This is a genomic window from Streptomyces sp. NPDC002580 (assembly GCF_042889485.1).
GTDB lineage: Bacteria > Actinomycetota > Actinomycetes > Streptomycetales > Streptomycetaceae > Streptomyces.
In genome coordinates this window covers 613,983-640,395 of sequence record NZ_JBIAQZ010000001.1, presented here as the reverse complement: position 1 = coordinate 640,395, position 26,413 = coordinate 613,983, and the positions used below count along the sequence as shown (strand labels likewise).

The 26,413-nt window shown below is 73.1% G+C and carries 21 protein-coding genes; 9 read left to right on the top strand and 12 right to left on the bottom strand.

Annotated features, from left to right (window positions below; all coding sequences use genetic code 11):
- Positions 1-192: 192 nt before the first annotated feature.
- The 4 genes from dnaG to ACFYW7_RS02685 form a co-directional block, all read right to left on the bottom strand.
- Entirely contained in the window at positions 193-2,097 is a 1,905-nt protein-coding gene (gene dnaG / locus ACFYW7_RS02700; protein ID WP_389497180.1) for a DNA primase, read from the bottom strand.
- A gap of 122 nt (positions 2,098-2,219) precedes the next feature.
- On the bottom strand, positions 2,220-3,485 hold the full coding sequence (locus ACFYW7_RS02695; RefSeq protein WP_389497179.1) for an NAD(P)/FAD-dependent oxidoreductase: 1,266 nt from the start codon (positions 3,483-3,485) through the stop codon (positions 2,220-2,222).
- A gap of 93 nt (positions 3,486-3,578) precedes the next feature.
- On the bottom strand, positions 3,579-4,997 hold the full coding sequence (locus ACFYW7_RS02690) for a deoxyguanosinetriphosphate triphosphohydrolase (RefSeq protein WP_389497178.1): 1,419 nt from the start codon (positions 4,995-4,997) through the stop codon (positions 3,579-3,581).
- Between the two features lie 94 nt (positions 4,998-5,091).
- Positions 5,092-6,009 carry a sirohydrochlorin chelatase gene (locus ACFYW7_RS02685; protein WP_389497177.1) on the bottom strand — a complete coding sequence of 306 codons (918 nt, stop codon included), beginning with the start codon at positions 6,007-6,009 and terminating at the stop codon, positions 5,092-5,094.
- Positions 6,010-6,485: 476 nt separating this feature from the next.
- Here ACFYW7_RS02685 and ACFYW7_RS02680 point away from each other — a divergent pair, with 476 nt between their 5' ends.
- Together ACFYW7_RS02680 and ACFYW7_RS02675 are read left to right on the top strand one after the other, a co-directional pair.
- Entirely contained in the window at positions 6,486-7,097 is a 612-nt protein-coding gene (locus tag ACFYW7_RS02680) for a vancomycin high temperature exclusion protein (RefSeq protein ID WP_389498532.1), read from the top strand.
- 211 nt (positions 7,098-7,308) lie between these two features.
- A complete protein-coding gene (locus ACFYW7_RS02675; RefSeq protein ID WP_389497176.1) occupies positions 7,309-9,591 on the top strand; it encodes a molybdopterin oxidoreductase family protein in 2,283 nt (760 codons plus the stop codon).
- Positions 9,592-9,778: 187 nt separating this feature from the next.
- Here ACFYW7_RS02675 and ACFYW7_RS02670 read toward each other — a convergent pair whose 3' ends face one another.
- From ACFYW7_RS02670 to cutA, 3 genes are all read right to left on the bottom strand, one after another.
- Complete coding sequence (locus tag ACFYW7_RS02670) at positions 9,779-9,979, bottom strand: hypothetical protein (protein ID WP_389497175.1); 201 nt, start codon at positions 9,977-9,979, stop codon at positions 9,779-9,781.
- 90 nt (positions 9,980-10,069) lie between these two features.
- On the bottom strand, positions 10,070-10,537 hold the full coding sequence (locus ACFYW7_RS02665) for a gamma-glutamylcyclotransferase family protein (protein WP_389497174.1): 468 nt from the start codon (positions 10,535-10,537) through the stop codon (positions 10,070-10,072).
- The gene (gene cutA, locus ACFYW7_RS02660) at positions 10,534-10,860 is read right to left on the bottom strand and encodes a divalent-cation tolerance protein CutA (RefSeq protein WP_389497173.1); all 327 of its coding nucleotides are present in this window, start codon (positions 10,858-10,860) and stop codon (positions 10,534-10,536) included. Before cutA ends, ACFYW7_RS02665 begins: the two co-directional genes overlap by 4 nt.
- 194 nt (positions 10,861-11,054) lie before the next feature.
- Between cutA and ACFYW7_RS02655 the strand changes: the two genes are divergently transcribed.
- The gene (locus ACFYW7_RS02655; RefSeq protein ID WP_389497172.1) at positions 11,055-12,698 is read left to right on the top strand and encodes a M4 family metallopeptidase; all 1,644 of its coding nucleotides are present in this window, start codon (positions 11,055-11,057) and stop codon (positions 12,696-12,698) included.
- Between the two features lie 79 nt (positions 12,699-12,777).
- Here the strand turns inward: ACFYW7_RS02655 and ACFYW7_RS02650 are convergent, their stop codons facing one another.
- The gene (locus tag ACFYW7_RS02650; protein ID WP_389497171.1) at positions 12,778-13,371 is read right to left on the bottom strand and encodes a dihydrofolate reductase family protein; all 594 of its coding nucleotides are present in this window, start codon (positions 13,369-13,371) and stop codon (positions 12,778-12,780) included.
- A gap of 304 nt (positions 13,372-13,675) precedes the next feature.
- The gene (locus ACFYW7_RS02645; protein WP_389497170.1) at positions 13,676-14,299 is read right to left on the bottom strand and encodes an NADPH-dependent FMN reductase; all 624 of its coding nucleotides are present in this window, start codon (positions 14,297-14,299) and stop codon (positions 13,676-13,678) included.
- A 548-nt stretch (positions 14,300-14,847) separates the two neighbouring features.
- Here ACFYW7_RS02645 and ACFYW7_RS02640 point away from each other — a divergent pair.
- The gene (locus ACFYW7_RS02640; RefSeq protein WP_389497169.1) at positions 14,848-15,366 is read left to right on the top strand and encodes a hypothetical protein; all 519 of its coding nucleotides are present in this window, start codon (positions 14,848-14,850) and stop codon (positions 15,364-15,366) included.
- A gap of 158 nt (positions 15,367-15,524) precedes the next feature.
- On the top strand, positions 15,525-16,145 hold the full coding sequence (locus tag ACFYW7_RS02635) for a class F sortase (RefSeq protein WP_389497168.1): 621 nt from the start codon (positions 15,525-15,527) through the stop codon (positions 16,143-16,145).
- A gap of 66 nt (positions 16,146-16,211) precedes the next feature.
- On the opposite strand, the gene ACFYW7_RS02630 is transcribed toward ACFYW7_RS02635, so the two are convergent.
- Positions 16,212-16,994 (bottom strand): sulfite exporter TauE/SafE family protein, encoded by a 783-nt coding sequence (locus tag ACFYW7_RS02630; RefSeq protein ID WP_389497167.1) that lies wholly within the window; start codon positions 16,992-16,994, stop codon positions 16,212-16,214.
- A gap of 398 nt (positions 16,995-17,392) precedes the next feature.
- Here ACFYW7_RS02630 and ACFYW7_RS02625 point away from each other — a divergent pair, with 398 nt between their 5' ends.
- From ACFYW7_RS02625 to nirD, 3 genes are read left to right on the top strand one after another with little or no spacing between them, the layout of a single operon-like run.
- Positions 17,393-18,751, top strand: coding sequence for an NAD(P)/FAD-dependent oxidoreductase (locus tag ACFYW7_RS02625; protein ID WP_389497166.1), 1,359 nt, complete (start codon positions 17,393-17,395; stop codon positions 18,749-18,751).
- Entirely contained in the window at positions 18,752-21,397 is a 2,646-nt protein-coding gene (nirB, locus tag ACFYW7_RS02620) for a nitrite reductase large subunit NirB (protein ID WP_389497165.1), read from the top strand.
- Entirely contained in the window at positions 21,394-21,756 is a 363-nt protein-coding gene (gene nirD / locus ACFYW7_RS02615; protein ID WP_389497164.1) for a nitrite reductase small subunit NirD, read from the top strand. The genes nirB and nirD overlap by 4 nt, the downstream gene beginning before the upstream one ends.
- Positions 21,757-21,804: 48 nt before the next feature.
- Here nirD and ACFYW7_RS02610 read toward each other — a convergent pair whose 3' ends face one another.
- Positions 21,805-22,740, bottom strand: a complete 936-nt coding sequence (locus tag ACFYW7_RS02610) for an oxidoreductase (protein ID WP_389497163.1) — start codon at positions 22,738-22,740, stop codon at positions 21,805-21,807.
- Positions 22,741-23,057: 317 nt separating this feature from the next.
- Between ACFYW7_RS02610 and ACFYW7_RS02605 the strand changes: the two genes are divergently transcribed.
- Positions 23,058-23,363, top strand: coding sequence for a hypothetical protein (locus tag ACFYW7_RS02605; RefSeq protein WP_389497162.1), 306 nt, complete (start codon positions 23,058-23,060; stop codon positions 23,361-23,363).
- Between the two features lie 261 nt (positions 23,364-23,624).
- On the opposite strand, the gene ppdK is transcribed toward ACFYW7_RS02605, so the two are convergent.
- Positions 23,625-26,375, bottom strand: coding sequence for a pyruvate, phosphate dikinase (ppdK, locus tag ACFYW7_RS02600; RefSeq protein ID WP_389497161.1), 2,751 nt, complete (start codon positions 26,373-26,375; stop codon positions 23,625-23,627).
- Positions 26,376-26,413: the final 38 nt, after the last annotated feature.

Below are 26,413 nucleotides of genomic sequence, written 5' to 3'. Positions count from 1 at the left end.
GATTACCGTCGTGTACGAGTGCGCAGCTCAGCCGAGACGAAACATGGGGAGGCGGGTACGGGGATTGGCATGTGCGCGGAGCCCCGCCGGCCGCTCCGGAGGCTCACCGGGTGGCCGCCGTACCCCCGCCGCACTCCCCGGCCCGCGCGGCGCCGCCCTCGCGGCACTGCGCCGGGCCGCTGCCGAGGGGCCTCAGAGGGCCTCGGCGCCCCGCTCGCGGAGCGCCTGGCCGTACTGCTGGAGCACCCACAACTCGTTCTGCACGGCGGCCAGTTGTGCCGGGTCGCCGCCCGAGCTGAGGCGGGACAGGGAGCCCTGGACGTCCCGGACGCGGCGGTCGACGGCACGGCGGCGGACCGCGACGAGCTGGTCGCCCGCGTAGGTCTCGTCGACGGTCTTGCGCAGGATCGCCTCGACGGCCAGCTCGGTGACCATGGCGCGCACCGAGTCGTCCGGGGCGGCCTCGCGGACCCGGATCAGGAATTCCTGCGGGTCCTGGACGCCGTACTCGGTGCCGCCGGCGTCCATGACCGCCTGGCGCACCGCGGCGTAGGGCGGCGCGGTGAACTCGTCCATGCCGTACGCGTCGAATGCCGGGGCCACCAACTCGGGCCGCTGGAGGGCGAGTTTGAGCAGTTCTCGTTCGGTGGCGAAGACCGGGTTGCGCAGGGTGAGGGCCGGTCCGGCGCCGGTGGGCGCCTGGGTGGCGGTGTAGGTCCGCTGGGGGCGGCCACCGGCGGGCGCGGGCCCCATGCCGCCCCGGTCACGGGCCCAACGGGCCAGCTGGGAAACCCTCTTGACGACGAACTGGGTGTCGAGGATGCCGAGCATGCCGGCGAGCTGCACCGCGACCTCGTGCTGCGCACCGCTGTTCTTGATGCGGGCGACGATCGGGGCGGCCTCGTCCAGGGCGGCGGCCCGCCCTGCCGGGGTCTCCAGGTCGTACCGCAGGACGATCTGGCGCAGCGCGAACTCGAAGAGGGGGGTGCGGGGTTCGACCAGGTCGGCGACGGCCGCGTCGCCCTTGGCCAGGCGCAGTTCGCAGGGGTCCATGCCGTCGGGCGCGATGGCGATGTAGGTCTCGGCGGCGAACTTCTGGTCGTCCTCGAAGGCGCGCAGCGCGGCCTTCTGGCCGGCCGCGTCACCGTCGAAGGTGAAGATCACCCGGGCCGATCCGTTGTCCATCAGGAGGCGGCGGAGGATCTTGATGTGGTCGCCGCCGAACGCCGTGCCGCAGGTCGCGATGGCCGTGGTGATGCCGGCCAGGTGGCAGGCCATGACGTCGGTGTAGCCCTCGACGACGACCGCCCGGCTGCTCTTGGCGATGTCCTTCTTGGCGAGGTCGATGCCGTACAGGACCTGGGACTTCTTGTAGATCCCGGTGTCGGGGGTGTTCAGGTACTTCGGTCCGTTGTCGGACTCGTACAGCTTGCGGGCGCCGAAGCCGACGACCTCGCCGCCGATGTCGCGGATCGGCCACATGAGGCGGCCGCGGAAGCGGTCGATCGGGCCGCGGCGGCCCTCCTGGGAGAGGCCGGAGAGGACCAGCTCCTTGTCGGTGAAGCCCTTGCCGCGCAGATGGCGGGTGAGGTGGTCCCAGCCCTGGGGGCTGTAGCCGACACCGAAGTGGGCGGCGGCGGCCTGGTCGAAGCCGCGCTCCGCGAGGAACGAGCGGCCCGTGTCCGCCTCGGGGCTGGTGCCGAGCTGCTCGATGTAGTACTGGGCGGCGGCCTTGTGCGCCTCGACCAGGCGGATGCGCTCGCCGCGCTGGTGGGCGGGGTTGTACCCGCCCTCCTCGTAGCGCAGGGTGATGCCGGCCTGGGCGGCGAGGCGCTCGACCGACTCGGAGAACGTGAGGTGGTCGACCTTCATCACGAACGTGATGGTGTCGCCGCCCTCCTGGCAGCCGAAGCAGTGGAAGAGGCCCTTGCTGGGGCTGACCTGGAACGACGGTGACTTCTCGTCGTGGAAGGGGCAGAGGCCCTTGAGGTTTCCGCCGCCGGCGTTGCGCAGCTGGAGGTACTCGGAGACCACGGCGTCGATCGGGACCGCGTCCCGAACAGCCTTCACGTCCTCGTCATTGATCCTGCCTGCCACGTGGTGATTCTACGGGGCCGCACCGACACTCCCGGGCGGGCGAAAGGCCCCGTCCGGGATTCCCGGGAGCGGATCCCGGGAATCCCGGCACGGGCGACGTGGGAGCCGGGCGCCGCCGACGGTCAGGGTGCCAGGCTCTCCAACGGAACGCGCGGGTCGGCGAGCGCGTCGGTGTCCACCCGGGCCCGGGTCCGGATCAGCTGCTGGATCGGCTCCGTGACGTCCCACACATTCACGTTCATCCCGGCCAGCAGCCTGCCTTCCTTCATCCAGAAGGCGATGAACTCCCGCTTGGCCGCGTCGCCTCGGATCACCACCTGGTCGTACGACCCCGCGGGCGCCCAGCCCGAGTACTCGAGGCCCACGTCGTACTGGTCGGAGAAGAAGTAGGGCACGCGGTCGTAGGCCGTCCCGCGGTCCAGCATCGATCGGGCGGCGGCCGGTCCGCCGTTGAGGGCGTTGGCCCAGTGTTCGACGCGCAGCCGGGTGTCGAAGAGGCCGTGGTGGAAGGAGGCGACGTCACCCGCGGCGTACACGTCGGGGTCGGAGGTCCGCAGCCGGTCGTCGACCGCGATCCCGCCGCCGTGCGCGCGGTCGGCGATCGCCAGGCCCGCGGCCTCGGCGAGGCCGGTGCGCGGGGCGGCGCCGATGGCCGCGAGGACGATGTGGGCGGGGTGCTCCTCGCCGTCGTCGGTGCGGGCGGCCAGCACCAGGCCGTCCTGGCCGACGATCTCGGTGAGCTGGGCGCCGAAGTGGAAGCGGACTCCGTGCTCGTGGTGCAGTTCGTCGAAGATCCGGCCCAGCTCGGGGCCGAGCACGTTGTGCAGGGGGGTCTCCGCGGGTTCGACGACGGTGACCTCGGCGCCGTACTCGCGGGCCGCGGCGGCGACCTCGAGGCCGATCCAGCCGGCGCCGGCGATGACCAGGTGTCCGTTGTCCCGGCCGAGGGCGGCGAGGACGCCCTTGAGCCGCTCGGCGTGGGCGAGGCGGCGAAGGTGGTGGACTCCGGCGAGGTCGGTGCCCGGGATGTCGAGGCGGCGCGGCTCGGCCCCGGTCACGATGAGCAGTTTGTCGTAGTGGACGAGGGTGCCGTCCTCCCCGAAGCGGACCGTCTTGGCGGTGCGGTCGATCGCGTCGACGGTCTGGCCGAGGTGCAGCTCGATGTCGTTGCGCGCGTACCAGGCCGGTTCGTGGACGAAGACGCTGTCGCGCTCCTCCTTGCCGAGGAGGTAGCCCTTGGACAGCGGGGGGCGTTCGTAGGGGTGGTCCCGCTCGTCGCAGATCAGTATCACGCGGCCGGTGAAGCCCTCCGATCGGAGCGTCTCGGCCGCCTTGGCGCCTGCCAGGCCTCCTCCGACGATGACGAATGTCTGATCCGCGTCGACCACTTGATGCCTCCTCGTAAGGATGTCGCCCTATGCGAGCCTCCCGCACGGAGCGTGATGCGGGAAGGGGGAGTGGCCCGATCAGGCCACGCAGGGTCACACTCCGCCGCCTCCATGGGAACGCGTGGTGAGCCTGAGGTGCAGGGAACGCGCCGAGGCATCCGTGAGGGATGCGATCTGGTCGACGATCACGCGCTTGCGGGCACGGTCGTCGGCCGCGTGGTCGAACAGCGCCCGGAACTGCGGATCCAGTACCCCGGGAGCCCGGACGGTGAGCGTCTCGGCGAGCTCGGCGACGATGATCCGCTGGTCGGCGCGGAGCCGTTCCTGCTCGGCGCGCTGCATCACGTACCGGTCGGCGACCGCCTTCAGGACGGCGCACTCGTGCCGGGCGTGTCGCGGGACGACCAGCTCCGCCGCGTACCGGGTGAGGCGCCCGCTGCCGTACCTCGCGCGGGTGGCGCCCTCCGCGGCCAGGCAGAAGCGGCCGATGAGCTGGCTGGTGGCGTCCTTCAGGCGGGCCTGCGCGACGGCCGACCCGTCGTACCCGTGCGGCCACCACTCCTGGTCGAGGAGCCGGTCGAGGGCCTCGGAGAGCTCGGCGGGATCGGTGTCGTCGGGCACGTACCGGCCCAGGGCCACGGCGAAGATGTCCCGCCGCTCCGGTGCGGAGCGCAGCAGGCCGGGGTCGATGTGGCCGGCGTGCAGACCGTCCTCGATGTCGTGCACCGAGTACGCCACGTCGTCGGCCCAGTCCATGACCTGCGCCTCGAAGCACGTGCGCCCGGCGGGGGCGCCCTTGCGGACCCAGTCGAAGACCGGCCGGTCGTCCTCGTAGACCCCGAACTTCGGCGACTTCGGGTCGGCGGGACGGGCGCCTCTCGGCCAGGGGTACTTGGTGGCGGCGTCGAGCGCGGCGCGGGTGAGGTTGAGGCCGACGCTGACGAGGTCGTCGCCCGCCCCGGCGGCGGCCGAGGTCACCATGTCGCTGCGCACGAAGCGCTTGGGTTCGATCCGGGTGAGCAGGCGCAGCGACTGGGCGTTGCCCTCGAACCCGCCGCAGTCCTCCGCGAATTCGTTGAGCGCCTGTTCGCCGTTGTGCCCGAAGGGCGGGTGGCCCAGGTCGTGCGAGAGGCAGGCCGCCTCGACCAGGTCCGGGTCGCAGCCGAGGGCGGCGCCCAGCTCGCGGCCCACCTGGGCGCACTCCAGGGAGTGGGTCAGCCGGGTCCGGGGACTGGCGTCCCACACCTGGATGGGCGTCCCGCCCGATCCGGCGGAGCCGAGCACCTGGGGAAGGGTGCCGGGCGTGACGACCTGGGTCTTGCCGGCGAGGCGGCGCAGGGCGGCGGAGTGCAGCACGCGCGCGCGGTCGCGCTGGAAGGCGGTACGGCCGGGGCGTTTGTCGGGTTCGACGGCCCAGCGTTCGACGGCCGACACGTCGTACTCGTCGTGAGCGGTGTGGTTCTCGTGGGTCCCCTGCGCGGTGTCTTCGGTCTTCGGTGCCATGCCTTCCATGCACCGACAGTAGACGCAGGCACCGACAATCGGGCCACGTCCCCGGTGGCACGGTGCCGGGCGTGGAGGGGGGACCGCCGGGCTCGGGCCGGGTTCAGGCGGGGACCAGGGCGCGCTCCGACGCGGTCTCGGGGGCGGCGACGGCCTGGTCGTAGCGGTGCAGGACCAGGCGGGCCATCGCCGGGTGGTCGCCCAGCGGTTCGGCGCAGATCCAGGGAGCCTCCTCGGCGCACTGGGTGGCGAAGCGGCCGGGAGCGGTGAAGTACGAGGCGACGGCGATCCGGTGACGGCCCCGGGCGGCGAGGGCGCGCACGGCGGCCGGGACGGTGGGCGCGGCCGCGGAGGCGTACGCCGGGAGGACCGGCACGCCCAGGCGTTCGGCGAGCAGCTGGGCGGTGCGGCGGGTGTCGGCGGCCGAGTCCGGGGCACGGGACCCGGCGGACGCGAGGACGACGGCGCTCGCCCGGCGGGTCGAGTCGCTCATCCTGGTCCGCCAACCGGCCTCGACGAGCCGGGCGTGGAGGGTCTCCACGAGCAGCGGGTGCGGGCCGAGCGGGCCGGCGACGCGGGTGCGCACGCCGGGGGCGGCGGCCGCGGTCTCGGGGATGTCGCGGCGGACGTGGTAGCCGCGGCCGAGCAGCAGCGGTACGAGGACGGCGTCCTCGCCGTCCAGCGAGGTGAGGGTGTCGCCGAGCAGGGGCTCGTTCAGCTCGATGTGGCCGAGCCGCACGGACAGGTGGGGACGCAGTTCGCGGACGCGTTCGACCAGGGTGCGGATGGTGGCGAGCGCGCGGGGGTCGCGGCTGCCGTGGGCGACCAGGACCAGCACCGGCGGCGCCGGACGGCGGGTGCCGTCGAGCGAGACCAGGCTGAGCTGACTGCCGAGCTGGCTGGTGATCCGGTTCATGAGTTGCGCCGTACTGTCGAGGTGGCCTTCGAGGCGGGCGCCGCGCGGCGGCGGGCCGCCGGTGCGGTGGGAGGACTCGTCGCGAGCGGGGTTCGACGCCGTCATGGGACGATCCTGACGGCAGCAGGTTGCCGGGCCGTTGCGCGTGGATGACGGGTGTTTTCCGTCGGTTCACCGTTCGGCGGCGGCACGGTGTGAGCGCCTCCCACCTGCGGCTCCCTCCCGCCGCGCCGACCCGGTTCGGTCCGGCGAGTGAACCGGACGGCCTGACGACGCGTCTTCGTCTGTCGAGAGGGACGCGAGGTCCGGCGCGGGAACCGGAATGAGAACCTGCACGAGAAACCGAGCGGGAACCCGCGCGGAGGCCGAACGGGATCCGGCGGGCGCCGGCGCGCGTACCGGCCCGCGCGCCGTCGCGGGGGAACGACACCTGGGGGACATCGATCATGCCGCGCCTGCCACGACTGCCACGTCCGAAGGGCCCGAGCACGCGCCCGCGCGGACCGGGTGCGCCGCGCCTCGCGCGCCTGCCGCGGCTTCCGCGCACGCGCAAGGGGCAGCGGCGGACCGTACAGGCGCTGATGGTCCTGTGCGTGCTGGCGCTGCTCCCCTCGACGTGGATGTACGTGGTGACGGGCGACCGGCTGCGGACGACGGCGGACGTCCCGCGCACCGAGGTCGCGATCGTCTTCGGCGCGGGTCTGTGGGACGGCGAGCCGTCCCCGTATCTCGCCCACCGGCTGGACGCCGCCGCGAAGCTGTACCGGGCCGGCCGCATTGAGGTCGTCCTCGTCACCGGCGACAACAGCCGCGAGGACTACGACGAACCCGACGCGATGCGCGCCTATCTCACCGCGCGCGGAGTGCCCGGCCGGCGGATCGTCAGCGACTACGCCGGCTTCGACACCTGGGACTCCTGCGTCCGGGCCCGCGAGATCTTCGGCGTCCACGAGGCGGTCCTGATCAGCCAGGGCTTCCACATCCGCCGCGCGCTCGCGCTGTGCGGGGCGGCGGGCGTCCGTTCGTACGGCATCGGCGTCGAGGCCAAGCACGACGCCACCTGGTACTACGGCGGCACCCGCGAGATCTTCGCCGCGGGCAAGGCCGCGCTGGACGCGGTGTTCGAACCGGACCCGCGATTCCTCGGGCCGAAGGAGCCGGGCGTGGCCCGGGCCCTGGCGTCGACGCGCTAGCCGTCCGGGGGCGATGCCCCCGGTGCCGGGCCGCGGGCCCCGGGAGGGCCGGCGGCCGGGCCCGGGAGGCCCGGCGGGGGGTGATCCGCCGGACCGTCCGTTCGGCGCGAGGCGACCTCACCACGTCTCCCGGCCGGCCGGGAGGTGTCCGCCCCGGCCGTGTAACGCCTCCCTCCCCGGGGCGTAACACGCCCACCGCACGCTGGGCGCCATGAACGCCTCCGCGACGCCCACCCACTGCCCGTACTGCGCCCTGCAGTGCGGGATGAACCTGACGCCCACGCCCGGCGGAGGCGTCGAGGTGGCCGAGCGCGCGGACTTCCCGGTGAACCGGGGCGCCCTGTGCGGCAAGGGGCGCACGGCACCCGCGCTGCTCTCGTCCCGGGTGCGGCTCACCTCGCCGCTCGTCCGCACCGCGGGCGTCCTGGAGCCCGCGGGCTGGGACGTGGCGCTGGCCCGGATCGCCGAGGGGCTGGCCCGGGCGCGGACGGGGTACGGACCGGACGCGTGCGGGGTGTTCGGCGGCGGCGGGCTGACGAACGAGAAGGCGTACTCCCTCGGGAAGTTCGCCCGTGTCGTCCTCGGCACCTCGCAGATCGACTACAACGGCCGTTTCTGCATGTCGTCCGCGGCGGCGGCCGGGGGCCGCGCCTTCGGTCTCGACCGGGGACTGCCCTTCCCGCTCGAGGACGTCCCGAGGACCGGCTGCGTGATCCTCGTCGGCTCCAACCTGGCGGAGACGATGCCGCCCGCGCTGCGCTTCGTCACCGAGCTGAAGGAGAACGGCGGCACGCTCGTCGTCATCGACCCGCGCCGCACCCGCACGGCCGAACAGGCGGACCTGCACCTGGCACCGCGCCCGGGGACCGACCTGGCGCTCGCGCTGGGGATGCTGCATCTGGTGGTCGCCGAGGGGCGTACGGACGAGGAGTACATCCGGGCCCGTACGAGCGGCTGGGAGGAGACCCGGGCGGCGGCGATGGCGCACTGGCCGGAGTACGTGGAACGGATCACGGGGGTGTCCGTTCCCGAACTCCGGGCAGCCGTGCGGATGTTCTGCGAGCCCGAGGACGCGATGGTCCTCACCGCACGCGGACCCGAGCAGCAGGCCAAGGGCACCGACACCGTGAGCGCCTGGATCAACCTGTGCCTGGCCACCGGGCGTCCGGGCCGGCCGCGGTCCGGCTACGGCTGCCTCACCGGGCAGGGGAACGGGCAGGGCGGACGCGAACACGGCCAGAAGGCCGACCAGTTGCCCGGCTACCGCAAGCTCACCGACCCGGCGGCGCGACGGCACGTGGCCGAGGTGTGGGGAATCGACCCCGACACCCTGCCCGGTCCGGGACGCAGCGCGTACGAACTCCTCGACGCGCTGGGCACGGACATCCGCGCCCTGCTGCTGATGGGATCGAACCCGGTGGTGTCCGCGCCCCACGCCGCGCACGTCGAGGAACGCCTGAAGTCGCTGGACTTCCTCGCCGTCGCCGATGTCGTCCTCTCCGAGACCGCCGCCCTCGCCGACGTCGTGCTGCCGGTCGCCCAGTGGGCCGAGGAGACCGGCACGACGACGAACCTGGAGGGCCGGGTGCTGCTGCGCCGGCGCGCGCTCTCCCCTCCGGAGGGGGTACGCACCGACCTCGAGGTGCTGCACGGGCTCGCCGCGCTCCTCGGCGTGGAGAAGGGGTTCCCGACGGATCCGGAGGAGGTGTTCGAGGAGCTGCGGCGCGCGAGCGCGGGCGGGCCGGCGGACTACTCGGGGATCACCTATCGCCGACTGGCCGAGGAGAACGGGGTGTTCTGGCCCTGCCCGGCGCCCACGGCCCCGGGGGCGCCTCAGGAAGCGGGCGCGGGGGCGGGCACGGACCCCGACAGGACGACTCCGGGGGCAGGCCCGCCCGCGAGGGCGCGTACGGACGCCGGGGCGGGTACGGAGACCGAGGCGGTGACCGGCGTGATCGGTCGGGAGGGCGGTCGCTCCGAGGGGGCCCCGGGCGCCGCGGGGCGGGACGGCACCGCCGACGCGCACCATCCCGGCACGCCCCGCCTCTTCCTCGACCGGTTCGCCACCGAGGACGGCCGGGCCCGGTTCGTGCCCGTGTCGCACCGGCCCGTCGCCGAGGAGCCGGACGAGGAGTACCCGCTGCTGCTGACCACCGGACGGGTGGTCGCGCAGTACCAGTCGGGGGCGCAGACGCGGCGCGTCGACGAGCTGAACGCCGCGGCGCCCGGCCCGTACGTGGAGATGCACCCGCGTCTCGCCGAGCGGCTCGGCGCGGTGGACGGGGTCGCCGTGACGGTGGTGTCGCGACGCGGCCGGGTCGTCGCGCCGGCCCGGATCACGACCGCCATCCGCCCCGACACGGTGTTCATGCCTTTCCACTGGCCGGGCGAGGGACGCGCCAACACACTGACCAACCCGGCCCTCGACCCGGTCTCCCGGATGCCGGAGTTCAAGGCGTGCGCGGTGCGGGTGGAGCCCGCGGGGGAGGCCTGACGGCGGGGCACCGGCTCCGCGGGTCCCGCCGCCGGGTCTCTCAGCCGGGTCCCGCCGCCGGGCGCCGTGCCCGGGCTCGGTGTCCGGGTGCGGCAGCGGCACGGGTCGGCGCACGGAGGTCGGCGCACGGCGGCCTGTTCCCCCTCGGTCCGCCCGGGCTCGTGGGCGCAATCCGGCCGTACGGCGGTCAGTCCCCGCCCGGAGCCTTTGGCCGGGGCCGCTCTGCGGACTCGGGGGTCGCCCTCGAACCGGACCCGGAGCCGGACCCGGAGGGTTTGTCCGGCCCCTGGTCGGCGGAGCAGGAGCTGAGCCCGATGCCCAGGGCGGCGCCGACGGCCGCCCCGCTGAGCGCGAGAACACGTCGTCTGGTCATGTCGCGGTCGGTCATGGCCGGACCCTAGGGGCGCGGACGGACCCGGCGCCGGGGGCGCACGGGGCGGCCACCCGCACGGGTGCACGCGGAGGCGGCGGGCGTCCCTCAGCCCCGGTGGCGGGCCCGGGCGCCGCCTCCGCCGCCGCGCCAGTCGCCGTCCTCGATCGGCCTGCCGTCGGCCCGCAGGCGCGCCGCGACCGCGGGCGCGGCGACGTAGACCCAGGCCCGTACGGCCGGGCCGCCGTCCGCCCGCACGGCCTCACGCACGACCCGTTCGTACAGGTTGCGCGGATCGCCCGGCACGTACTCCTCCAACGCGTCGAGCGACGCGAGGAGTTCCTCGTACACCTCGGGCCGCGCGGTCACGAGTTCGCCGCGCACCGCGCCGCCGGGTTCCTCGACGGCGTACGGATATCCCGGTCCCTCGTACAGCACGAGCCCCCGCATCCGCCCCGGCTCCTCGGAGCGGGTCCGGCCGCGCAGGAACAGGTCGTGGTTGTGCTCGCCGGGGCGCAGGGTGCCGTAGACGAAGAAGGGCAGTGCCGCCTCGCCGGAGGGCCTCAGCGGGTTCAAGAGGCCGTTTCCTCGTCCAGCCAGCGCAGGTAGTCCGGGCTTCCCGCCACGATCGGGGTCGCGATGATCTCGGGGGTGTCGTAGCCGTGGGCGTCCAGGAGGTACGCCTGCAGCGCCGGGTAGCGCGCCTCGGTCGTCTTGAACTGGATCCGCCACTCGGAGGCGGTCCGCACGGCCCCCTCCCAGCGGTAGACGGAGGTGACCGGCCCCGAGATCTGCGCGCAGGCCGCGACCCGCGCCGCCACCGCGCCCCGGGCCAGCACCTCGGCCCCGTCGGCGGTGTCCGTCGTGGTCAGGACGGCCAGGCAGGCCGGCATTTCCATGATCGTCTCCATTCGTGAGGGTACGGAAACGATTCTCGCCGTATCCCGCGCGGACCCTACGGGCGCTATGGACATGACATGTCATGGACCCTTAAATCTGACTCAGCTTTTCAGCGCCTCCCCCACGTGCGCTCCGCCTTGGGGAGGGCGTCTCCCCCACGCGCCTCCCCCAAGGCGCCTTCCCAAGGAGACCGATGAGTCGAATACGGCACATCCGAGGTTCCTCTCCCGCCGCCGTCGGCGCGGCCGTGACCACCGCCGTCCTGGTGGCCGCCGCGCTCGCCCCCGCCGCGGACGCGGCCGACCGGCCGACCCGGGCCGCCGCGATCGCGAACGCGGCCTCGGCGCTGACCGCCCACGCCACGAACCTGGGCCTCACCTCCGCGCAGAACACCTCGGTCCGCGACGTCGTCGTCGACGGCGACGGCACGCAGCACGTGCGCTACGACCGGACCTACCGCGAACTGCCGGTGCTCGGCGGCGACTTCGTGGTGCACCTGGCTCCGAACGGCGCGTACCGCGGCGCGAACCGCGCGACGGGCAGGGCCATCTCGCTGGCCGACGTCACCCCCGCCCTCTCCGGACCCGAGGCGGCCGGCCGGGCGGTGAAGGCGCTGCGCGCCGCCAACCCGGGCGAGGCGCTGCGGAAGGTGACGGCGAAGCCGCGGCTGGTCGTCGACGCCCTGCACGGCACTCCGAGGCTCGCCTGGCGCACCGACGCGGTGGCCCAGGACTCGCTGGGCAATCCGGTCGCCCGCACGGTCCTGACCGACGCCCGCACCGGTGCGCGGATCGACGCGTGGGACAGCATCGAGACGGCGACGGGCGACGGCAACTCGCTCTACAGCGGCACGGTTCCGCTGGAGACGACGACGTCCGGCTCGACGTACCAGCTCAAGGACCCGACGCGCGGGAACACGTACACGGGCGACGCGGCGAACAAGACGGACCTGTGCATCTTCGGGATCTGCTTCAGCCGGGCGCCCGCGACGCTCTTCACCGACGCGGACAACCACTGGGGCACGGGAGCCGCTTCGGACCGCTCGTCCGCGGCGGTGGACGCGCAGTACGGGACGAACGAGACCTGGGACTACTACAAGAACGTCCACGGGCGGAACGGCATCGCGGGCGACGGCAAGGGCTCGTACAACCGCGTGCACTACGGCAACAACTACAACAACGCCTTCTGGGACGACAGTTGCTTCTGCATGACCTACGGGGACGGTGACGGCTCGACGTTCGGCCCCCTGGTCGCGCTGGACGTCGCCGGGCACGAGATGTCGCACGGCGTCACCTCGAAGACGGCCGCGCTGACGTACTCGGGCGAGTCCGGCGGCCTGAACGAGGCGACCTCCGACATCTTCGGCACCATGGTGGAGTGGTACGCGGACAACACCTCGGACGCCGGTGACTACCTGATCGGCGAGGAGATCGTCCGGTCCGGGTTCGGCAAGCCCGCCCTGCGCTTCATGGACAAGCCCTCCAAGGACGGCAACTCGGCCGACTGCTGGAGCAGTTCGGTCGGCAACCTCGACGTCCACTACTCCTCGGGCGTCGCCAACCACTTCGCCTACCTGCTCTCGGAGGGCAGCGGCGCGAAGAGCGTGGGCGGCGTCGCCTACGACTCCCCCACCTGCAACGGCTCCACGGTCACCGGCATCGGCCACGACAAGGTGGGCAAGATCTGGTACCGCGCGCTGACGGTGTACATGACCTCGTCCACGAAGTACGCGGGAGCGCGCACCGCCACGCTGAACGCGGCCAAGGACCTGTACGGCGCGGGCAGCGCCGAGTACGCCGCCGTGGCGGCGGCCTGGTCGGCGGTCTCCGTGAGCTGACCGGCACCGGACACCCTCCGGCAAAGACCCGTGGGCGGGCGCCGCACCGACGCCTGCCCACGGGGCCCCGGACGATCCCCTAGGGCGCCGGCCGGTACACGCTCACGTCCGCGCCCGTCTTCGCGGTGACGGTGGAGACCCGTTCGAGCGGGCGCTTCATACCGTCCTCGGGGAAGATCGACTTGCCGCCGCCGAGGATCACCGGCATCCGGATCAGCTGGAGTTCGTCGACCAGGCCCTCGGCCAGCAGGGTGCGGACGAGCGTGGGGCTGCCCATCATCGCGAGGTCGCCGTCGCCGCTCGCGCGCAGTTCACGGATACGGGCGACGCACTCGTCACCGGGGATGAGGGCGGAGTTCTCCCAGGCCGCCAGCTCCGTCTCGCCGAGGGTGCCGGAGACCACGTACTTGGGCAGGGAGTTCATCCGGTCCGCGAACGGATCGCCCGCCCGCTCGGGCCACGCCCCGGCCATGGTCAGCCAGGTGCGGCGCCCGAACAGCAGGGCCCTGGCGTCGGCGAGCCCCGCCGCGAACGCTCCGCCCACGACCTCCGGGTCGAAGTACGGGTGGGACCAGCCGCCGTGGGCGAACCCGCCGTCGGTGTCCTCCTCGGGACCGCCGGGTGCCTGCACCACCCCGTCCAGGCTGATGAACTCGCTGATCACGATGCGCATGGGACTCGCTCCTCGTCGCTGTCTCGGTCACGTCAGGCGTTCGGCACATCACACACTCGGCCACGTCGCACGTCCGGTCTCGTCACGCGCGTGGCCGTGTCGCGCGTCCGGTCACGTCGGTAGGACCGGCGCACCGCTCCGAAATCATCGCGCGCGGCCCTGCGTCATGGCGCGACTCGGCTCACATCCCGGCGCGTCCCACGGCACCCGTCGGGGTCGCGCCCCGCCGCCTCGCCGCCGTACGGGATCCGCTGATCGGGGTGGCGCGCACGGAGTCGGCGTGCCGCCCGGCCCGGCGCGACCCTCAGCCCCCGTACGGCCGCCGCGCCCTGGCCTCCCTCAGCGACCTCGCCCACCAGCCCAGTTGGTCGAGCATCGTCTTCGCCGCCGCCGCGGGGCCCACCGGATCGCGCGGGGTCCCGGCCTCGTCGAACGCGGCGCCCGCGCCGTGGAAGGACACCGTGTCCCGCACGGTCACCGCGTGCAGTTCGGCGAAGACGTGACGCAGGTGTTCCACGGCCCGCAGACCCCCCGAGACACCGCCGTAGGAGACGAGCGCGACCGGCTTGGCCCGCCACTCGCCGTAGTGCCAGTCGATGAGGTTCTTCAGACCGGCCGGGAAGGAGTGGTTGTACTCGGGCGTGAGGACGACGAAGGCGTCCGCGTCCGCGAGGGCGGGGGTGACCTTCGCCAGTTCGGCGGCCACCTCGGGTGACGGGGAGCGGGACATGACCGTGGGCAGGTCGACGGAGGCGATGTCGAGGACTTCCGGGAGGAAGTCGTCGCGTTCGCCGATCCGGTCCAGCAGCCAGTTCGCGACGACGGGACCGAAACGGCCCTCGCGATTGCTGCCGATGACGACGGCGACCCGTACGGGGGACTCGGGCACCTGGTCGGAGGCCGTGGATGCGGCTGTGGCTGTCTTCATGACGCACAGCCTCACACCTCAACCATTCTTGAGGTCAAGCGACGGGCCGGGGTGATCGGCAGACCCCCGGCACGGGTCGGGGTGACCGGCCGCCCCACGGGTCGGGGTGGCCGGCAGACCCCGGGGGCGGGCCGGGGCGATCAGCCGACCCGGCGCCGAACGACGGCCACCTCGCCCCACCCGCCTCCGCGCGCCCCGCCACCGACGCTCACCCCATCCGCCTCACCCGCCCCGTACGGCGACCCTTCCCCGCGCGCCCCGCCGCGGCCCCGCCCCGCCGCACACCTCCCGGTCACCCGTTCACACCCCCGCCCTCCCTCCTTCGGCCCCTCTCGCGCGGCGCGCCGGGCGCACCTCGGTGACCTGCCGGAACGCCGGGCCTTTCGCCCGTTCCGGCGTCTCACCTGACACCCGTTCACATCATTTCTGACGCCCCATCAGAGAGCGGGTGCGGGAATGTGCCACTTACCTCGGTAGGGCAGGGGCTCGACCGACGCAGCGGCACTTGAGGGTGTCGCGGGCCGCGCCCCCTCGGAGGAGCTAGCACGATGCGACGTACCGCCCGCCTGCTGACCGGTACCGCGCTCGCCGCCGCCGCAGCGGGTCTGGCCGCAGCGCCCGTGTACGGCCGGGACGCCGGGACCCTGGAGGTGTTCCCCTCCGCCGTCGTCCCGGGCGACGAGGTCACCGTCACCACCTCCGCCTGCGGGGCGGACGGCACCGCGGACGGGGACGCCGGCGCGGTGGGCGCCGGTACCTTCACGCTCGCCGCCAGCGCGCACGAGCACGACGCGATCGGCCAGTTCCGGGTGCCGCCGAGCGCGCAGCCGGGGACGTACGAGATCGTCGCGAGGTGCTCCCACGGCCGCCGGGTCGCCGGGGACCTGACGGTGACGCTCGCCTCCACGCGTGAGCAGGTACAGCCGCGCGGGCATGTGAACACGGGTGTCGGCGGCGCGCTGGGCCCCGACCCCGTACAGACCGCGGCGGGAGTGGCGGCGCTGGCCGTCGCCGCCGCGGGCGGTACCTGGCTCCTGCATCGCCGGGCGAGAGGCGACGGGATCTGACGGACAACCTCCGCTGTCCGTCCGCCGGTACCGCCGTCCCTCCCCCTCCGTGGCCCGACGCCCCTCGCGGCCCGGAGGGGAAGGGACCGACCCCTTCAGCACCCCCAGCCGTCGGGCCCGGCCGGTCCGGCCCCGGAAAGGATCCGTGAGGAGCTCGCGTGCGCCGGTTCAGCAATGCCGCCATAGCGTCGGTCACCGTCGTCGCCCTCTGCTCCGGGGCCTGGCTGCTGCGCAACGGCGCCGAGGCGCACCCGCCGCCCCAGCCGTCCCCGGCACAGGCGGCGACCGCCAGGGACCACGCGCGGTCCGGCGCCCCCGCGATGCCGCACTCCCCGCCGGACCGCATCCGCATCCCCGCCATCGGCGTGGACGCCCCGCTGACGGGCCTCGGCCTCACCCCGCAGGGCAGCCTGGACGTGCCGCCCCCCGAGCGGAAGAACCTGGCCGGCTGGTACGAGGCCGGGACCAGCCCCGGCGAGCGCGGCACGGCCGTCGTGGCCGGGCACGTCGACAACGCGGAGGGACCGGCCGTCTTCTACGACCTGGGCGCCCTCCGCAAGGGCGGCACGGTCGAGGTGGACCGGCTCGACGGCAGAACGGCCGTCTTCACCGTGGACGCGGTCGAGGTGTACGACTCCCGCGCCTTCCCCGACACGAAGGTGTACGGCGCCGCGCACCGGCCCGAGCTGCGGGTCATCACCTGCGGCGGCGGCTACTCGGAGACGACGGGCTACCAGGGGAACGTGGTCGTCTTCGCCCACCTCACGGGCAGCCGCTGAACCTCCACGGGCGACGGCCGGACTCTCGCGGCGACCGCCGAACCCTCGCGGACGACCGCCGGGCCCTCAGGCGAGCCACTGCTGGTACGCGAGGTTCGCCACCAGCGCGAACACCACCGTCAGCAGCACCACCCGGACGAACCCGCTGCCCTTCTTGAGCGCGGTCCGCGCCCCGACCATGCCGCCCGCCAGGTTGAACACGGCCATCAGCGCGGCGAGTTGCCAGAACACCGTGCCCTTCCAGGCGAAGGTCGCCAGGGCGCCCGCGTTGGTGCAGCAGTTGACGATCTTCGCGGTGGCGGACGCGGTCACCAGGTCGAGGTGGAGCAGCGCGGTGAGCGCGAGCACGAGGAACGTGCCGGTGCCGGGACCGATGAGCCCGTCGTAGAAGCCGATGCCGAGTCCCGCGAGACCGATCGCCGCGAGGACGCGGCGCGGGGAGACCGGGCCGGGCGAGGGCGCCGTGCCGAAGGCGGGCCGCAGGATCACGAAGGTGCCGACACCGAGCAGGACGACCATGACGACCGGCTTGAGCACCTCGGTGCTCAGCCCGGCCGCGACGAACGCGCCCGCCGTCGAACCGGCGAGCGCCGCGAGCCCGATCCGTACGGCGAGGCGCACATCGACGGGTGTCTTGCGCGCGTAGGTGACCGCGGCTCCCGTCGTGCCGACGATCGCGACCGCCTTGTTCGTGCCGAGCGCGTACGCGGCCGGGGTGCCGGCGGGCAGCCCCAGCAGCATGGCGGGCAGCAGGAGCAGCCCTCCGCCGCCGACCACCGCGTCGATCCAGCCGGCCGCCAGGGCGGCGGCGCAGAGCACAAGGACCGTGGTCAGGGATATGTCGGGCATGATCGCGACCCTAAGGGACGGATGGATGTGTCGTGCACGGGCCCTGGGAGACTTGAGCGACTCCTGAGGTTCGCCCGACGGGAGCCGGGCGGGCGCCAGGCAGGAAGCCGACGGGTTCGCCCGGCGGGGACCCGGGGTTCACCCCGCGGGTATCCGGTGGGAACTCGGCAGGATCCCGGCAGGACTGGCGGATTCGCCCATCGAGGATCCGGTTCGCCCGGCGGGGCCGGGCTAGCCCGGCGGAAACCCGGTGGATTCACCCGGCGGGAACCGGCGGCCCGGCCCGGCGTCTGATTTCCCGGCCCTCACACCATCGCCCCGCCCCCGCTGAGGGCAGCGTTCCAGTCGGGAAACAGACGTGATGCCACCGGGTAACACCGGCACCGCACCGTGTGGTCATGACCTCGAATACGCGTGTGGTGGTGATCGGCGCCGGGCTCGCGGGCGTCCGGCTCGCCCGGCGGCTCGGCGAACTCGGAGCGGCCGGCGACGCCGGGTCCGCCCTGCCCCCCGTCTCCGTCACGCTGATCGGCGACGAGGACCACGCCCCGTACAACCGTGTGCTGCTCGCGGAGGTCCTGGCGGGGCGGTACGCCCCCGAGGTGATCGCCCTTCCCGGCGTCGACCGCCTCACCCGGGCCCGGGTCACCGGCATCGACCGGGTGACCCGCACGGTGCGCTGCGCGGACGGCTCGGCGATCGGGTACGACACGCTGGTCCTCGCGACCGGCTCCAACCCCGTACTCCCGCCGCTGCGAGGCCTGTTCACCGAGGGGCGGCACGAACTCCCCGAGGGCGTGCACGCGTTCCGGACCATGGACGACTGCCTCGGCCTGTCGAAGGCCGTCCGGCCCGGTGTCCGCGCCGTCGTGATCGGCGGCGGCCTGCTGGGGGTGTCGGCCGCCCGGGCCCTGGCGGCGCGCGGGGCCCAGGTGGTGCTGGCGCAGCAGGCCGAACGGCTCATGGAGCGCCAGCTCGACCCGGCCGCGTCCCGTCTGGTGCTCCGCCGCCTCACGGACCTGGGCGTCGAGGTGCACACCGAGTGCCGGGTGCGCGACGTGCGTTCGGCCGGCGGCGCGGTCCGCTCGGTCGAGATGGCCGACGGGTACGCGCTGGACGCCGACCTCGTCGTGCTGGCCTGCGGCGTCCGTCCCCGCACGAGGCTCGCCGAGGACGCGGGACTCGCCGTCCACAAGGGCGTCCTCGTCGACGACGAGCTGCGGACCTCCGACCCGCGCGTGCGGGCCGTCGGCGACTGCGCCCAGCACGGCGGCACGGTCTACGGGCTGGCCACCGCGGCCCTCGAACAGGCCGATTTCGTCGCCGAGTCGATCGCCGCCGAGGCCCTGTCGCCACGGCGCGCGGACACCGGCGCCCCGGCCCGCTACACGGGCACCCGTTCCCTCACCCGCCTCACCCTGGCGGGCGGCACCGCCTCATCGGCCGCCGCCCCCGCCGGACTCGTTCCCTCCGGACTCGTTCCCTCCGGCCTCGGCCCGTTCGACCTGGCTCCCTTCGACCTCGCCGCGTTCGGCGAGACCGATCCCCTGCCCGGCGACGACGTGGTCCAGCTCGCCGACGCCACCCGCGGCACCTACCGCAAGGTCGTCGTCCGCGACGACCGGCTGGTCGGCGGCGTGCTCGTCGGCGAACTCGGCACCGTCGGTGCCCTCGCCCGCGCCTGGGAGGGAGCGGAGCCGCTCCCCTCGGACGGCGCACCGCTGCTCCACCTGCTCACCAACGACGGAGGCTCCTGAATGTCCCCGGACACGACGACGAAGACCGCGACGACCCGGCCGGCGACGGCCGCTGACGCCGGGGCCGGGAGCACGCCCACGATCGTGCTCATCGGCCACGGCATGGTCGGCCAGCACTTCCTGGAGTCGCTCGCCGAACGCGGCCTGACCGCCACGCACCGGGTGGTCGTGCTCTGCGAGGAGCCCCGACCGGCCTACGACCGGGTCCGGCTGACCTCGTATTTCTCGGGCCGCACGCCCGACGAACTCTCCCTCACGGACGCGGAGTTCATCAAGGAACACGGCATCGAGCTGCACATCGGCGATCCGGCCGAGTCGGTCGACCGGGACGCGCGGACCGTGACGGCCCGCTCCGGCCTGACGATCGGCTACGACACCCTCGTCCTCGCCACCGGCTCCTACCCGTTCGTCCCGCCGGTTCCCGGCAAGGACGCCGAGGGCTGCTTCGTCTACCGCACGATCGAGGACCTGCTCGCCATCGAGGAGTACGCGAAGGCCCGGGCGACGACCGGTGCCGTCGTGGGCGGCGGTCTGCTCGGACTGGAGGCGGCCGGCGCGCTCCAGGGGCTCGGACTGACCACGCACATCGTGGAGTTCGCGCCGCGCCTGATGCCTGTACAGGTCGACGACGGCGGCGGCGCCGCGCTCCTGCGCACCATCGAGGGCATGGGCCTGAGCGTCCACACGGGCACGGGAACCCAGGAGATCGTCACCGGCGACGACGGCGCCGTGACCGGCATGAAGCTGTCGGACGGGTCCGAACTCCCCACGGATCTTGTGGTTTTCTCGGCCGGAGTCCGTCCGCGCGACCAACTCGCCCGCGCCATGGGCCTCACCGTCGGCGAGCGCGGCGGCATCACGGTCGACGAGCGCTGCCGCACCTCCGACCCGTCCGTGTTCGCGATCGGCGAGTGCGCCCTGGCCTCGGACGGCCGGGTGTACGGACTCGTCGCGCCCGGCTACGAGATGGCCTCGACGGCCGCCGCGACGATCGCCGCCGACGAGGCGAGCTTCACCGGCGCCGACCTGTCGACCAAGCTGAAGCTCCTCGGTGTCGACGTCGCCTCGTTCGGCGACGCGCACGGAGCCACCGCCGACTGCCTCGACGTCGTCTACGCGGACTCGCGTTCGGGCATCTACAAGAAGCTGGTCATCGGCCGCGACGGACAGCTCCTCGGCGGCATCCTGGTCGGCGACGCGGAGGCCTACGGCACGCTGCGCGCGCTCACCGGCTCGGTACCGCCGATCTCCCCCGAGCAACTGGTGCTGCCGGCGGGCGCGGGCGGCCCGGTGACCCTCGGCCCCTCCGCGCTCCCCGACTCGGCGGTCATCTGCTCCTGCCACAACGTCACCAAGGGCACGATCCGCGGCGCGGTCACCGAGCACTCCTGCACGACCGTGCCCGAGGTCAAGAAGTGCACCAAGGCCGGTACGGGCTGCGGGAGCTGCGTGAAGGTCCTCGGCCAGCTGGTCAACGAGGAACTCGCCGCGAGCGGCGTCGAGGTCGACCACGGCCTGTGCGGCTGCTTCGGTCAGACCCGCGAGGAGCTGTACGAGATCGTCCTGGCGCTGCGGATCACCTCGTACCGGGCGCTGCTCGACCGGTACGGCCGCGAGGACGCCCGGGGCGGTGACGGCTGCGAGGTCTGCAAGCCCACCGTCGGCTCGATCATCGCCTCGCTCGCCCCGACGATCGGTGCCCACGGCTACGTCCTGGAGGGCGAACAGGCCGCGCTCCAGGACACCAACGACCACTTCCTCGCCAACCTCCAGAAGAACGGCTCGTACTCCATCGTGCCGCGCATCCCCGGCGGCGAGATCACTCCCGAGAAGCTCATCGTGATCGGCGAGGTGGCGCGCGACTTCGGGCTCTACACGAAGATCACGGGCGGCCAGCGGATCGACCTGTTCGGCGCCCGGGTGGAGCAACTCCCGCTGATCTGGGCACGGCTGGTGGACGCCGGCTTCGAGTCCGGCCACGCGTACGGCAAGTCGCTGCGGACGGTGAAGTCCTGCGTCGGGCAGACCTGGTGCCGTTACGGCGTGCAGGACTCGGTGCGGATGGCGATCGACCTGGAGCTGCGCTACCGGGGTCTGCGCTCGCCGCACAAGCTGAAGTCGGCGGTCTCCGGGTGCGCCCGGGAGTGCGCCGAGGCCCAGTCCAAGGACTTCGGCATCATCGCCACCTCCAACGGCTGGAACCTGTACGTCGGCGGCAACGGCGGCGCGACCCCGCGCCACGCGGACCTGCTGGCCCAGGACCTGTCGGACGCCGAACTGGTCCGCCTCATCGACCGCTTCCTGATGTTCTACATCCGTACGGCAGACCGCCTGGAGCGCACCTCGACCTGGCTGGAGCGGATTCCCGGCGGCCTGGACCACGTCCGGGACGTGGTGGTGGAGGACTCCCTCGGCATCTGCGAGGAACTGGAGTCGCTGATGACCGCGCACGTCGCGAACTACCGGGACGAGTGGGCCGAGACCATCAACGACCCGGAGAAGCTCGGCCGGTTCGTGTCCTTCGTGAACGCCCCGGACACCCCGGACCCGGTCGTCGGCTTCGTCCCGGAGCGCGACCAGATCAAGCCCGACCTGCCGCTGCTGACCATCGGACACCGCCCCCTGGAAGGAAGTGCCCAGCGATGACCCTGGCACCCGAGACGACCCTGGCGACAACGGACCTCAAGCTCGAACTCCGTCTGGAGGAAGGCTGGTTCACGGTCTGCGAACTGTCCGCGCTGACCCCCGGCCGAGGGGTCGCCGCGCTCCTCCCGGACGGCCGCCAGGCCGCCCTGTTCACCGACCGCGCGGGACGGACGTACGCCATCGACAACCGCGACCCGTTCAGCGGGGCGGCGGTGCTCTCCAGGGGCCTGACCGGCACCGACCGGGGCCGCCCGTTCGTGGCGTCCCCCCTGCTCAAGCAGCGCTTCGACCTGGAGTCGGGCCAGTGCCTGGACGACGAGGGCGTACAGGTGACGACGTACGAGGTGCGGGCCGCCTGAAGCGGGCCGCGGCCGGGCGGCCGGGCCGCCCCGCCGCCCGGCCCGCCGTCAGCCCTTGAGTCCCTCGTAGGTGACGCCCGTCAGCTCCTCCGAGGCGGCCCAGAGCCGCTCTCCCGCGCTGTCGTCGCGGGTCCTGGCGGCGCGCCAGGAGGTCGCGGGCGAGCCGCGCCACATGGCGAAGGACCGCCCGACGAAGGTGTCGGGCGCCACGCCGGCCGCCGTGGCGGCGTACAGCGTGGGCAGTGCTCCGGCCTCGGCGCTCTGCCCGAGGACCCGGTTGCCGATCTCCATCAGCCGCTCGGCACCCTTGCGTCCGGCCATCCGGGGCCCCGCGGTCTGCAGGTTGGTGGAGGCGTACCCGGGGTGCGCGGCGGCCGCGACGACATCGGCCCCTGCGCGTGACAGGCGTCGCGCGAGCTCGTGCGTGAACAGCAGGTTGGCGGTCTTGGACCGGGCGTAGGCGATCCACTTGCGGTAGGGCGCCCGTTCGCTGTTGAGGTCGTCCATGTCGAGGCCGGAGAGCGCGTGGACCATGCTCGACACGGTGACGATCCGCGCGCCGGGGGTCTCGGCGATCAGCGGGAACAGCAGCCCGGTGAGCGCGAAGTGGCCGAGGTGGTTCACGCCGAACTGGGTCTCGAACCCGTCGGCGGTGCGGCCGAGCGGCAGGGCCATGACCCCGGCGTTGTTGACGAGCAGGTCCAGCCGTCCGTGCGTCCGCCCGAAGACGTCCGCGAACTCCCGCACGGAGTCCAGTTCCCCGAGATCCAGCCGTACGAACTCGACCTCCGCCCCCGGCACTTCGGCGACGAGCCGTTCCACGGCCTCGGCTCCCCGCGCCTCGCCGCGACAGGCGAGCACGACCCGGGCCCCTTTACGCGCGAGCTCGCGAGCGGTCACGTACCCGAGACCACTGTTGGCCCCCGTGACGACGGCGGTGCGCCCGCGCTGATCGGGGACGTCCTGCGCGTTCCAGCCGGGCATGGCGGATTCCTTCCGGGGGGGTACGGGGGCCCCAGCCTAGGACGGCCGGCGGCGAGTCAGGCCCGGGGGCCGCCCGGCACGGATCGCCGCCCCCGGGCAGCCGTGGCCGGCACACGGCGCGATGGTGATCGTGGTGAACCAGGGGCTCGCCTGATGCCGGTGGGTTGCGTCATGCTGTGACACCTCCAACAGGCCTGTTGTGGCAGGCTCGTTGGCGGGGGGGGGCGGCCCGGTCTTCGGCGAGCGAGGGGCGCCCCTGTTCTCCGGCACGAGGGGGCCGCCCCTCCGTTTCCGACGCTTCAGGGGAGTCGCTGGACATGACCGGAAGGCAACCGCGCGAGGGCGGGACGGATCGCGACTGGAGAGACCGCCCGTGGACGGCCGGTCTGGTGGTGCTCTGCGTGGAGGGGGCGCTGTACGGGTTGATCGTGCTGCTGGGCCACCTCGTGTGGGGCAGGTCGTGGAGTGCCTCCTCCCCGACGCTGGGCCCGATGATCGCCGCGCCCGCGTACGTCATGTGGTTCCACTGGCGACGCCGGCGCAGGGAAGAGGCCGCCGCCAGGTCCGCAGTCCCGGCGCGGGTACCGCCGCCTCCTTCCCCGGCACCGCCGCCGCTGCCGTAGCCCGGCCGTGGGCGCGGGTTGAACTCGGCCATGGACCTGAGGCGTTCATGCGAGCCGGCGTCAGTGTTCGGGGCGGACGAGTTCGGGAGAGAGGCCGCCGATGCCGATGGTCCGGCGGCGGCCTGGTCAGCGGCGTGCCTCGACAACCCGGCGGACAACGCCCGAGGGGGCGGCACCCCCGCACAGGGTGCCGCCCCCTCGTTGGATTCCGGGGCCCTTGCCGGTCGGTGAGGGTCAGGTGACCGGGGTGGGCTCCGGGGTCTAGCGGTGGTCGCTGCCCGTCGAGTTCGAGGCCGCGCGGCCCGCTTCGAGGCGGGCGACGGGGATGCGGAACGGGGAGCAGGAGACGTAGTCGAGTCCGACCTCGTGGAAGAAGTGGACCGACTCGGGGTCGCCGCCGTGCTCGCCGCAGACGCCGAGCTTCAGGTCGGGACGCGTCTCGCGTCCGGCCTTCACCGCGGACTTCACCAGGGAGCCGACGCCGTCCCGGTCGATCGTCTCGAACGGGCTGACGCCGAAGATGCCCTTCTCCAGGTACGCCGTGAAGAAGGAGGCCTCCACGTCGTCGCGGCTGAAGCCCCACACCGTCTGGGTGAGGTCGTTCGTGCCGAAGGAGAAGAACTCCGCGGCCTCCGCGATCTGGCCGGCCGTCAGCGCGGCCCGCGGCAGCTCGATCATCGTGCCGATGGCCAGCTTCAGCTCGACACCGGTGGCCGCCTGGACCTCCGCGATGACCTGGTCGGCCTCCTCGCGGACGATCTCCAGCTCCTGGACCGTGCCGACGAGCGGGATCATGATCTCCGCGCGCGGGTCGCCCTTGGCGTTCTTGCGCTCGGCGGCCGCCTCCGCGATGGCCCGTACCTGCATGGTGAACAGGCCGGGGATGACCAGGCCGAGGCGTACGCCGCGCAGGCCCAGCATCGGGTTCGCCTCGTGCAGGCGGTGCACCGCCTGGAGCAGGCGCAGGTCGTTCTCGTTGGCGTCCTTGCGGGACTCGGCGAGCGCGACGCGCACCGACAGCTCGGTGATGTCCGGCAGGAACTCGTGCAGCGGCGGGTCCAGGAGACGGACCGTGACCGGGAGGCCGTCCATCGCCGAGAACAGCTCCACGAAGTCCTTCTTCTGGAGCGGCAGGAGCGCCTTCAGCGACTCCTCGCGCTCGGCGTCGGTGTCCGCGAGGATCAGACGCTCGACGAGCTCACGGCGGTCGCCCAGGAACATGTGCTCCGTGCGGCACAGACCGATGCCCTGGGCGCCGAAGCGGCGGGCGCGCAGCGCGTCCTCGGCGTTGTCGGCGTTGGCGCGTACGCGCAGGCTGCGCTTGCGGTCGGCGAAGGCCATGATCCGGTGGACGGCCTCGACCAGCTCGTCGGCGTCGTCGGCGCCGGCGTGCATCCGGCCCTCGAAGTACTCGACGACCGGGGACGGGACGACGGGGACCTCACCGAGGTACACCTTGCCGCTGGAGCCGTCGATCGAGATGAGGTCGCCCTCCTCGACGACGTGCCCGCCGGGCACGGTCATCCGGCGGCGCTTGGTGTCGACCTCCAGCTCCTCGGCGCCGCAGACACAGGTCTTGCCCATGCCGCGCGCGACGACGGCCGCGTGGGAGGTCTTGCCGCCGCGCGAGGTGAGGATGCCCTCGGCCGCGATCATGCCGTCGAGGTCGTCGGGGTTCGTCTCACGGCGGACGAGGATGACCTTCTCGCCGGAGCGGGACCACTTCACCGCGGTGTACGAGTCGAAGACCGCCTTGCCGACCGCGGCGCCGGGCGAGGCGGCGATGCCCCGGCCGATCTGGTCGGCCTTCGCCTGGTCGTCGAAGCGCGGGAACATGAGCTGCGCGAGCTGGGCGCCCGTGACCCGCTGGAGCGCCTCGGCCTCGTCGATCAGGCCCTGGTCCACCAGCTGCGTGGCGATGCGGAAGGCCGCGCCCGCCGTGCGCTTGCCGACGCGGGTCTGGAGCATCCACAGCTGCCCGCGCTCGATGGTGAACTCGATGTCGCAGAGATCCTTGTAGTGGTTCTCCAGGGTCTCCATGATCTGCATGAGCTGGTCGTACGACTTCTTGTCGATCGACTCCAGCTCGGCGAGCGGGACCGTGTTGCGGATGCCGGCGACGACGTCCTCGCCCTGGGCGTTCTGGAGGTAGTCGCCGTACACGCCCTGGTGACCGGAGGCGGGGTCACGGGTGAAGGCGACACCGGTGCCGGAGTCGGGGCCCAGGTTGCCGAACACCATCGAGCAGACGTTGACGGCGGTGCCGAGGTCGCCCGGGATGCGCTCCTGGCGGCGGTACAGCTTGGCCCGGTCGGTGTTCCAGGACTCGAAGACCGCCTTGATGGCGAGGTCCATCTGCTCGCGCGGGTCCTGCGGGAAGTCCCGGCCGGCCTCGGCCTTGACGATCCGCTTGAACTTGGTGACGAGCTTCTTCAGGTCCGCCGCTTCGAGGTCCGTGTCGACGGTGACCTTCTTGGCCGTCTTCGCCGCCTCCAGCGCGTCCTCGAAGAGCTCGCCGTCGACGCCGAGGACCGTCTTGCCGAACATCTGGATGAGACGGCGGTAGGAGTCCCACGCGAAGCGGTCGTCGCCGGCCTGCCGGGACAGACCCAGCACGGACTTGTCGGAGAGCCCGATGTTCAGGACGGTGTCCATCATGCCGGGCATGGAGAACTTCGCTCCGGAACGGACGGACACGAGGAGCGGGTCGTCGGCCTGGCCGAGCTTCTTGCCCATCTTGGCCTCGAGGGCGTCGAGGTGCGCACTCACCTCGTCACGCAGTGCCGCGGGCTCCTCGCCACTGTCGAGGTAGGTCTTGCACGCCTCGGTGGTGATGGTGAAGCCGGGCGGCACGGGGAGCCCCAGGTTGGTCATCTCGGCAAGGTTGGCGCCCTTGCCCCCGAGGAGGTCCTTCAGATCCCTGTTGCCCTCGGTGAAGTCATAAACGAACTTCGCCCCGCCGACGCCGCTTTCGCCGCTCTCAGTTACGTGGGGATCTTTGTTTTCCGACACGAGTCTCGACTCCTCGACGTCGCGGTGGCTGCCCTGAC

What these genes read in the sequence shown, in the direction of transcription:
- ACFYW7_RS02690 (WP_389497178.1), bottom strand. Translation starts at nt 4,997, where the DNA reads ATGGAAGGCATGGCACCGAAGACCGAAGACACCGCGCAGGGGACCCAC.
- ACFYW7_RS02685 (WP_389497177.1), bottom strand. Translation starts at nt 6,009, where the DNA reads ATGACGGCGTCGAACCCCGCTCGCGACGAGTCCTCCCACCGCACCGGC.
- ACFYW7_RS02680 (WP_389498532.1), top strand. Translation starts at nt 6,486, where the DNA reads ATGGTCCTGTGCGTGCTGGCGCTGCTCCCCTCGACGTGGATGTACGTG.
- ACFYW7_RS02675 (WP_389497176.1), top strand. Translation starts at nt 7,309, where the DNA reads ATGAACGCCTCCGCGACGCCCACCCACTGCCCGTACTGCGCCCTGCAG.
- ACFYW7_RS02670 (WP_389497175.1), bottom strand. Translation starts at nt 9,979, where the DNA reads ATGACCGACCGCGACATGACCAGACGACGTGTTCTCGCGCTCAGCGGG.
- cutA (WP_389497173.1), bottom strand. Translation starts at nt 10,860, where the DNA reads ATGGAAATGCCGGCCTGCCTGGCCGTCCTGACCACGACGGACACCGCC.
- ACFYW7_RS02655 (WP_389497172.1), top strand. Translation starts at nt 11,055, where the DNA reads ATGAGTCGAATACGGCACATCCGAGGTTCCTCTCCCGCCGCCGTCGGC.
- ACFYW7_RS02650 (WP_389497171.1), bottom strand. Translation starts at nt 13,371, where the DNA reads ATGCGCATCGTGATCAGCGAGTTCATCAGCCTGGACGGGGTGGTGCAG.
- ACFYW7_RS02645 (WP_389497170.1), bottom strand. Translation starts at nt 14,299, where the DNA reads ATGAAGACAGCCACAGCCGCATCCACGGCCTCCGACCAGGTGCCCGAG.
- ACFYW7_RS02640 (WP_389497169.1), top strand. Translation starts at nt 14,848, where the DNA reads ATGCGACGTACCGCCCGCCTGCTGACCGGTACCGCGCTCGCCGCCGCC.
- ACFYW7_RS02630 (WP_389497167.1), bottom strand. Translation starts at nt 16,994, where the DNA reads ATGCCCGACATATCCCTGACCACGGTCCTTGTGCTCTGCGCCGCCGCC.
- ACFYW7_RS02625 (WP_389497166.1), top strand. Translation starts at nt 17,393, where the DNA reads ATGACCTCGAATACGCGTGTGGTGGTGATCGGCGCCGGGCTCGCGGGC.
- nirB (WP_389497165.1), top strand. Translation starts at nt 18,752, where the DNA reads ATGTCCCCGGACACGACGACGAAGACCGCGACGACCCGGCCGGCGACG.
- nirD (WP_389497164.1), top strand. Translation starts at nt 21,394, where the DNA reads ATGACCCTGGCACCCGAGACGACCCTGGCGACAACGGACCTCAAGCTC.
- ACFYW7_RS02610 (WP_389497163.1), bottom strand. Translation starts at nt 22,740, where the DNA reads ATGCCCGGCTGGAACGCGCAGGACGTCCCCGATCAGCGCGGGCGCACC.
- ACFYW7_RS02605 (WP_389497162.1), top strand. Translation starts at nt 23,058, where the DNA reads ATGACCGGAAGGCAACCGCGCGAGGGCGGGACGGATCGCGACTGGAGA.